The organism is Okeania sp. SIO2F4 (genome assembly GCF_010672385.1).
GTDB lineage: Bacteria > Cyanobacteriota > Cyanobacteriia > Cyanobacteriales > Microcoleaceae > Trichodesmium.
Genome location: NZ_JAAHGT010001471.1, coordinates 1 through 1,170, shown reverse-complemented (window position 1 = coordinate 1,170; position 1,170 = coordinate 1). Strand labels below are relative to the sequence as shown.

1 protein-coding gene is annotated in these 1,170 nt (G+C 36.5%); it reads left to right on the top strand.

What is annotated here, in order from left to right; translation table 11 throughout:
* Positions 1-1,046, top strand: a 1,046-nt coding sequence (locus F6K22_RS41300; RefSeq protein WP_293111005.1) for an FAD-binding oxidoreductase, incomplete at its 5' end; no start/stop codon positions are given.
* Positions 1,047-1,170: the final 124 nt, after the last annotated feature.

The window sequence follows — 1,170 nt, the reverse complement described above, 5'->3', positions numbered from 1 at the left end:
TAATAATTGTTGTTAGTTGTGATAGAATCAACCGTATCATCGAACACGCTGTTGGTGACTTAACTGTTACTGTGGAAGCGGGGATGAAATATGCAGAATTACAAGCAACTTTGGCAAAAACAGGTCAATTTCTTGCCATCGACCCTGCTTATCCAGAAAATGCAACTATTGGCGGTATTATTGCCACTGCCAACACGGGTTCCCTACGTCAACGCTACCGGGGTGTGCGAGATATGTTACTGGGTATTAGTTTCGTGCGTTCGGATGGAAAAATTGCCAAAGCAGGAGGACGAGTAGTCAAAAATGTTGCAGGTTACGACCTAATGAAACTATTTACAGGTGCTTATGGCACATTGGGTATTATTAGTCAAGTGACTTTCAGGGTTTTTCCTATACAAGAAGCATCCGGTACGGTTGTTTTATTAGGAGAAAAAAATAACATTGCCACAGCAACTCAAACTTTATTATCTTCTGCATTAACACCTGTTGCTTTTGACTTACTTTCAAGTAATTTAGTTAAAGAATTAGACCTAGGTGAAGGTGTGGGATTAATAGTAAGATTTCAAAGCATAATAGGTAGTGTTGAAGAACAATCGAATAAATTATTAGAAGTTGGAGATAAATTAGGTTTAAATTCCACTCGTTACCATGATAATGAAGCAGAATTATGGGATAAATTAAAACATAAAATTTGGCATTCTCACAGAAATACAGAAGTAATTTGTAAGATAGGAGTAATGCCTAACAAAGCTGTAGAAACTTTAAACAAACCAGCTTTAGAAACAGGTTTAGGATTAATTCATGCAGGTGTTGGTTTGGGAGAATTATACTTTAATTCAGTTACTCCTGAAACTATTATCGAATTACGGCAGTGGTGTGAATCTGTAGGTGGGTTTCTAACAGTTTTAGCAGCGCCATTAGAGATGAAAGAAAAGCTAGATGTTTGGGGTTATAATCAAAATAGTCTTGATCTAATGCGGCGAATTAAACAAAAATTTGACCCTCAAAATATTCTTAATCCACATTCTTTTGTTGGTGGAATTTAAATGTAGGTTGGGTAGAACAAAGTGAAACCCAACAAAGCATTATTATAGTTGAGATTTCGTTCCCTCGAGAAACAAAATTCTGTAAAATTATTGTTGGGTTACCCTAACGGGAAGCAAGCTACGA